The 6,229-nt window shown below is 47.0% G+C and carries 4 protein-coding genes; 1 reads left to right on the top strand and 3 read right to left on the bottom strand.

Going from position 1 to position 6,229, the window contains the following annotated elements; translation table 11 throughout:
- Positions 1-86: 86 nt before the first annotated feature.
- The 3 genes from ACFQ2O_RS19060 to ACFQ2O_RS19050 form a co-directional block, all read right to left on the bottom strand.
- Positions 87-770 carry a DUF2625 domain-containing protein gene (locus ACFQ2O_RS19060; protein WP_377531733.1) on the bottom strand — a complete coding sequence of 228 codons (684 nt, stop codon included), beginning with the start codon at positions 768-770 and terminating at the stop codon, positions 87-89.
- Between the two features lie 420 nt (positions 771-1,190).
- Positions 1,191-1,823, bottom strand: a complete 633-nt coding sequence (locus ACFQ2O_RS19055; protein ID WP_377531730.1) for a porin family protein — start codon at positions 1,821-1,823, stop codon at positions 1,191-1,193.
- Positions 1,824-2,026: 203 nt separating this feature from the next.
- Entirely contained in the window at positions 2,027-4,300 is a 2,274-nt protein-coding gene (locus tag ACFQ2O_RS19050) for a Tex family protein (protein WP_377531727.1), read from the bottom strand.
- 361 nt (positions 4,301-4,661) lie between these two features.
- Between ACFQ2O_RS19050 and ACFQ2O_RS19045 the strand changes: the two genes are divergently transcribed.
- Entirely contained in the window at positions 4,662-6,074 is a 1,413-nt protein-coding gene (locus ACFQ2O_RS19045; protein WP_377531725.1) for a neutral/alkaline non-lysosomal ceramidase N-terminal domain-containing protein, read from the top strand.
- Positions 6,075-6,229 lie beyond the last annotated feature (155 nt).

The raw sequence follows: 6,229 nt of genomic DNA, 5'->3' as shown, positions 1-6,229 counted from the left end.
CTAACTAAGCATAACGGCTTGTATAGAAGGCGAACGAGGCGTAGCCGAAGTGTGCCTTCTATACCTTGTTGGCATGTGCCTTTTTATTACTTCTGTTCCATGTATAGATTCCAAAGCTCTTGCATTGGCACAGCCCTTCTACTTACCTTATTCAAATCCTTACCTTCTGCTGTCCAAAGAAAAGGGAAGCAATGGATGCCTTTCTTTCCATCAACGTGTTTTACTTCTTCTCTCAAGTTTGTCCACCTAAGTCCTTCATAAAATTTGTCGATGTCACCTGCAAAACAAAAGGATATAAAATCAGAGTAACCTATTCCTAATGACTCCCACTCCAGATTGTCAGGCGAAAAGTAGAATACCTTACCAATCTCTTCATGCCCGAATGCGCCTGCATTGATGGCAAAGAAACCACCAAGCACATCATCAGCTACCAAAAGAAATGAGAGTTGTTCTCCTTCACTTTTAAAAGACTTTCCCCTGTTCCACTCCATGATGCTCCTGTTAAGCTTCTCAGAACCTGAACCTAAAATGCGTATCCAACCATCATCAACCAGTATTCCGCCAGATTCATAAACTATTGCTCCCATCGGTGAGCGGGTAGTGACTTGTAAGTGTAAAAGAGCGTTCTCTGCCTGCTGCTGTTGTTTAGGCAGAACTTCTACTCTGTTACTCGCTTCTTTTAACCAGTCCTGCACTAAAATCCATCCCGAATCTTCTTTGTTTATAAGCTCTGATAAAGGGCGAGAACTACTGCTCTGTGCATTAGCCATAGTTAAAGAAGATATAAGCAGGAAGGTAGATACAACTATCTTTTTCAATTCATGATTTAGGTTAATGCCAACTATTGTATATAAGGAACTATTCCGGTTATTAGCCTTATATGCGAAGGCGCTTTAGTTTGGAAATGCATGTCTTCTGATGAGTTGCGTGGACATTGGCTTTTCCTTAGTATATTCTTTATCTAATATAACCATTAATCATGGAGTACCTAGTGAATTTGAAGTTTATTCAGTGTAGAGTGAGGTGTGCGCAAACTTTTGAGGCTGTGCCCTAGCAGGAGAGAGCATAGCCACAGATACAATTATCAATGAAAACGCAGCTTTCAACCTAAACCAAAGTTACTCTACCGTGCTAATAAAACAGCGGCTCCCGCTAGTGCAGGAGCCGCCTCAAAAGATAGTGTATAAGTACTACAGGCTGAACAGGTAAGCCAGAGACACACCTAATACACGGTTTTTAACTTTTTCTTCACCATCGTTATACAGGTTTGATAGGCCCAGACCATAGCGTAGATCAAGGTTGAGATACCCTGTACCAACTTTATAGGCAGCGCCTACTCCAAAATTAGCACCTATTTCAGTTCTATTGTCATCATCCGTAAAATCATAATCATCCTCTTCTGACTCGCCATCATACTTCTGTTTGATCTTGCCACTTAACCAGTAGCCTACGGAAGGGCCTGCTGTCACAAATCCTTTGATCTGTTCGGAACCAAAGGATACTTTGGCCAAGACAGGAAGTTCCAGGTAACTAGATTGTAGTTCTGTACTTAAGCCTCCGAAATTTACTTTAACGCCTTTCTGGACATAAAGCAGTTCCGGCTGAACAGAAAACAGATCGTTCACCATTACATTGGCAACAGCTCCAAATTGTACCCCTGTCTTAGACTTTAGTTGATCATTTAACATATCTGCCCCATCGCCAGAATAATTAACTTCTGAGAATGTAGCTCCAACACGTGGGCCAACAGTAATTGTTTGCGCCTCGGCTGCGAAAGCCAGTCCTAAGACTGCTGCTGCGGTTACTATAAGCTTGTTTTTCATGTGAGTAAGGTACTAATGTTGCCCGATATTCTGAAATCAAATACATTATTTATTCTATATATCTAATTATGAAATACAGGCAGAACCACATGCGTGTATGCTCCTGATATACAATTAAAAAGGCACCTCTACATGAGGTGCCTTTTTAATTTATGTACAGCCAAAGCACAAGCCTTAAGCTATACTTTGACTTGCTTGCTTTATTACTTAAACATGCCTTTCAGTTTGGCAAGCTTTGCCTGAAAATCATCCATAGGCTCTTCTTCACGCTCTTTGCGGCCACCTTTGGAACTGCTGTTGCCAGGACGACTACCTCCTCCGGCTGGTTTTGCCGCCGCAGGATCACCTTTCATACTTAGGGAGATACGCTTGCGGCTTTCATCTACCTCCAGCACCGTTACCTCTACCTTCTGCCCTACCTTCACAACCTCATTCGGATTGCTTACAAAGCGGTCAGATAGGTGGCTTACGTGCACCAAGCCATCCTGATGTACACCTATATCAACAAAGGCACCAAAAGCAGTGATGTTCGTTACAATGCCTGGCAACTTCATACCTGCACGCAAATCCTTCATCTCGTTCACGCCTTCTGTAAAACTGAACGCTTCAAAGTTCTCACGAGGGTCACGGCCGGGCTTGGCTAATTCGCTTACTATGTCCTGTAACGTAGGCAAACCAACAGTGTCAGTTACATAGTTTTTCAGGTTGATTTTTTTGCGCAGCTCATCGCTCTTGATCAGGTCCTGTACTGTTACGCCCAGGTCTTTGGCCATCTGCTCTACAATCGGGTAGCTTTCCGGGTGCACAGCTGAGGCATCCAGCGGGTTCTTGGCATCGCGGATGCGTAGGAAGCCTGCCGCCTGCTCAAAAGCCTTATCGCCTAAGCGGGCAACTTTCTTTAGTTCTGTGCGGGTTTTAAAAGGGCCGTTCTGGTTACGGTACTCCACAATGTTCTGCGCCAAAGCAGGACCGAGGCCAGAAACATAAGTTAGCAGCTGCTTGCTGGCTGTGTTCACTTCCACGCCCACGGCGTTTACACAACTCATCACAACATCATCAAGAGAATGCTTGAGAGCAGACTGATCTACATCGTGTTGGTACTGGCCTACGCCAATGCTTTTCGGGTCGATCTTTACCAACTCCGCCAATGGGTCCATCAGGCGGCGTCCAATAGAAACGGCACCACGCACCGTTACATCCTGCTCCGGGAATTCCTCACGAGCCACGTCAGAGGCAGAATATATAGAGGCACCACTTTCGTTTACCATCAGTGTCTGCACCGTGTTAGGCAGGTTCAGGCCCTTTACAAAAGCTTCGGTCTCGCGGCTGGCCGTACCGTTACCGATGGCAATGGCCTCCACTTCAAATCTATCTACCAGGTACTTCACGTTTTGTGCGGCATCCATGGCTTTGCCCTGGCCGGTGTGTGGGTAGATGGTTTCGTTGTGCAGCAGCTTGCCCTGTTTATCCAGCACCACCAGTTTACAACCTGTTCTAAAGCCTGGGTCCAGGGCCAGCACCGTTTTCTGCCCTAGCGGCGAAGACAGCAGCAGTTGGCGCAGGTTATCGGCAAATACACGGATAGCTTCTTCGTCAGCACGCTTTTTAGAGCTCAGGCGCACTTCTGTTTCCATACTTAGTTTCAGCAGGCGCTTGTAGCAATCTTTGGCAGCCAGGCGTACTTGCTCTGAGGCAGCATTATTACCCTGCACAAACATATCCTCCAGTTTAGCAACAGCAGCTTCATCGTCAGGCTGTGCTGTCAGCATCAGCACCATTTCAGTTTCGCCACGGCGCATGGCCAAGATACGGTGCGATGGCGCTTTCTCAATCGGCTCTTCCCACTCAAAGTAATCTTTAAACTTCTGCCCTTCTTCTTCCTTGCCCATCATCACGCGGCTTTTAAACACGCCCTGTTTCTCAAACAGCTTACGCATGGTAGCACGAGCCTCTGCGTTCTCGTTCATCCATTCAGCCATGATATCACGCGCTCCGGCCAGCGCTTCGGCAGTATCCTTTACTTCCTTTTCTTCGGAGATAAAGTTGGATGCCTCGGCATCTACATCGAAATTCTCTTGTGTAAACAAGCGCTCAGCCAGTGGCTCCAGCCCCTTCTCACGGGCAATAGTAGCTCTGGTGCGGCGCTTTGGCTTGTAAGGCAGGTAGATATCCTCCAGCACAGCCATTGTCTCGGCTTCCATGATCCGGGCTTCCAGTTCCGGCGTCAGTTTCTCCTGATCACGTATAGATTTCAGAATGCTCTCGCGGCGCTTGTCCAGCTCACGAAGCTGCTCCATGCGGTCACGGATGGCTGCAATCTGAACTTCGTCAAGCGAGCCAGTAACTTCTTTGCGATAACGGGAGATAAAAGGTACGGTAGCGCCCTCATCTAAAAGGGTGGCAGTAGCTTCCACCTGCTTAATGGTAACTGAAAGCTCTTTGGCAATCTTTAAAAGGTGATCTAAATTAGGTTCCATATATTGATGTAAGACAATAGTCGTGAACTGAGTGGCTCTTATAAAAGGCGGGAAGTGAGATGCTGATGCAAAAAGGCAAAACCGTTCATCCTCCTCCAACTGCCTTGGCTTGTTACAAAGTACTAGAAGCATCAAATTTAAGCCTTATTGCTTAACCTGAAAACATTTTGAGATGAAAAGGCTTATTCTGAAAGTATAAAACAGCTTGGGCATAGATACCTTTGAGTCCTGGCAGTACACTGATGGTATTTTAACAGAAGCATTTTCACTACCTTTGCCAGCTGGTTTTAAGCGCAGGCCCGTGTAATATAAGTGTCTGGTATACTTTGGGCAAGATGTTTGAGGATGTACTCTAGAGCTAATGCTGAACCAGCTGCTGCTTACATCACTACTGTTTGAGAATCTTTTCGTGAAAATCACTCGCCGCTATACTTTCCTTTTTGTGCTTTTTGTGCTGCTGCTCACAGCATGTGTGGTGCGCCCCATAGACCGTACGCCGTACCAGCAGGCAGCTTATTACAAGGAAACTATAAGCGACTTAAAACAGCATCCGGTAGTGGTTACGCAAGGCGATACAGTACAGGTGGGATGGTCTAAAATCAACATAACGCCACCTGCTGGCACGCCACTGGCCGGGTATGGCAAGCGCATGGGCATGACGTATGAAGCAGTTCACGACTCTGCCTGGGTGCGTACTTTTGCCTTCAGCAATGGCAAAACCCAGGCTTATTACATAGCGCTGGATATGCTGATTGTGCCGATGGAGGTACTACAGCAATTGGAAAAAGAATATCCCAGATTAGGGCTGCAACCAGAGCAGGTATACCTTACCGCCACCCACAGCCACACCAGTTTTGGCGGCTGGGGCAAGAATATCGGCATCAAACTTATGTCCGGCAAGTATAGCGAAGACCTGGTTGAGCGACTGGTGCAGCAGATTATAGAGAGCATGCAGCAGGCACACGCACACTTGCAGCCGACCAAGCTTGGCTATGGCAGCACTAGTGCAGCCAGCCTAGTGCGCAACCGCCTTCTCGACGATTCCGACAATCCTTACTATGGAGACCGGCATAACCGTGATACCCAACTCCGATTCATTAAGTTCGAGCGTAAAGACGGTACCATTGCTATACTTTCTGCTTTTGCCGCACACCCCACCATACTCCCCTCTATGGTGCCTACCCTTTCCCGCGACTATCCTGGCGTGTTGGTAGACACGCTGGAGACACGGTTTAACTTTGCTTCTTTTTCGGCCGGAGCTGTAGGTAGCCATAGCGCCATTTATTTTGAAGGCGATACCTACGAGAGCACTAAGGTTGTAGGCGGACGCTTGGCAAAACTGCTGCGTGAAGACCTCCTTCACGTTCACACGGCTTATGTGCATACACTGGGTTACAGCCGTACACCTCTGGAACTTCCAAAGCCGAACATGCGCATCTCAAAAGACCTGCGGCTGGCACCCTATCTGTTCAACTTCATTTTTGGCGAGCACCCCGCTTATGTTACCAGCCTGCAACTGGGTGACCTCGTTTTCTTAGGAGCACCCGCTGATTACTCCGGCGAATTTGTAAAGCAGATCGAACAGCAGGCAGACACACAGGGGCTAAAGGCCATTGTCACCAGCTTTAACGGGGGCTACATCGGCTACATTACACCAGATAAGTATTATGACCTGGATGAGTATGAAACCAGAAGCATGAACTTTTTCGGACCATATAGCGGCAGCTTTCTCACAGAGATTATCCTTCGGCAATTAAAGCAGCACAAGCCATAAGTATAGCCCAACTGCCGCATCAGCACATTCCACTACAGGTCTTGCCTGCACCGGCTTTTGTATAGTGCAATTTTAGTTGAGGCTCGTCTGAAGCTGCAATTGGTCAAAATACAATCCTAGTTCTGAGAAAGGCTTAATATTATTACATCTTTCTT

Source organism: Pontibacter rugosus (assembly GCF_042678745.1).
Classification (GTDB): domain Bacteria; phylum Bacteroidota; class Bacteroidia; order Cytophagales; family Hymenobacteraceae; genus Pontibacter; species Pontibacter rugosus.
This window is presented reverse-complemented; position numbering and strand designations above follow the sequence as displayed.

What these genes read in the sequence shown, in the direction of transcription:
- ACFQ2O_RS19060 (WP_377531733.1), bottom strand. Translation starts at nt 770, where the DNA reads ATGGCTAATGCACAGAGCAGTAGTTCTCGCCCTTTATCAGAGCTTATA.
- ACFQ2O_RS19055 (WP_377531730.1), bottom strand. Translation starts at nt 1,823, where the DNA reads ATGAAAAACAAGCTTATAGTAACCGCAGCAGCAGTCTTAGGACTGGCT.
- ACFQ2O_RS19050 (WP_377531727.1), bottom strand. Translation starts at nt 4,300, where the DNA reads ATGGAACCTAATTTAGATCACCTTTTAAAGATTGCCAAAGAGCTTTCA.
- ACFQ2O_RS19045 (WP_377531725.1), top strand. Translation starts at nt 4,662, where the DNA reads ATGCTGAACCAGCTGCTGCTTACATCACTACTGTTTGAGAATCTTTTC.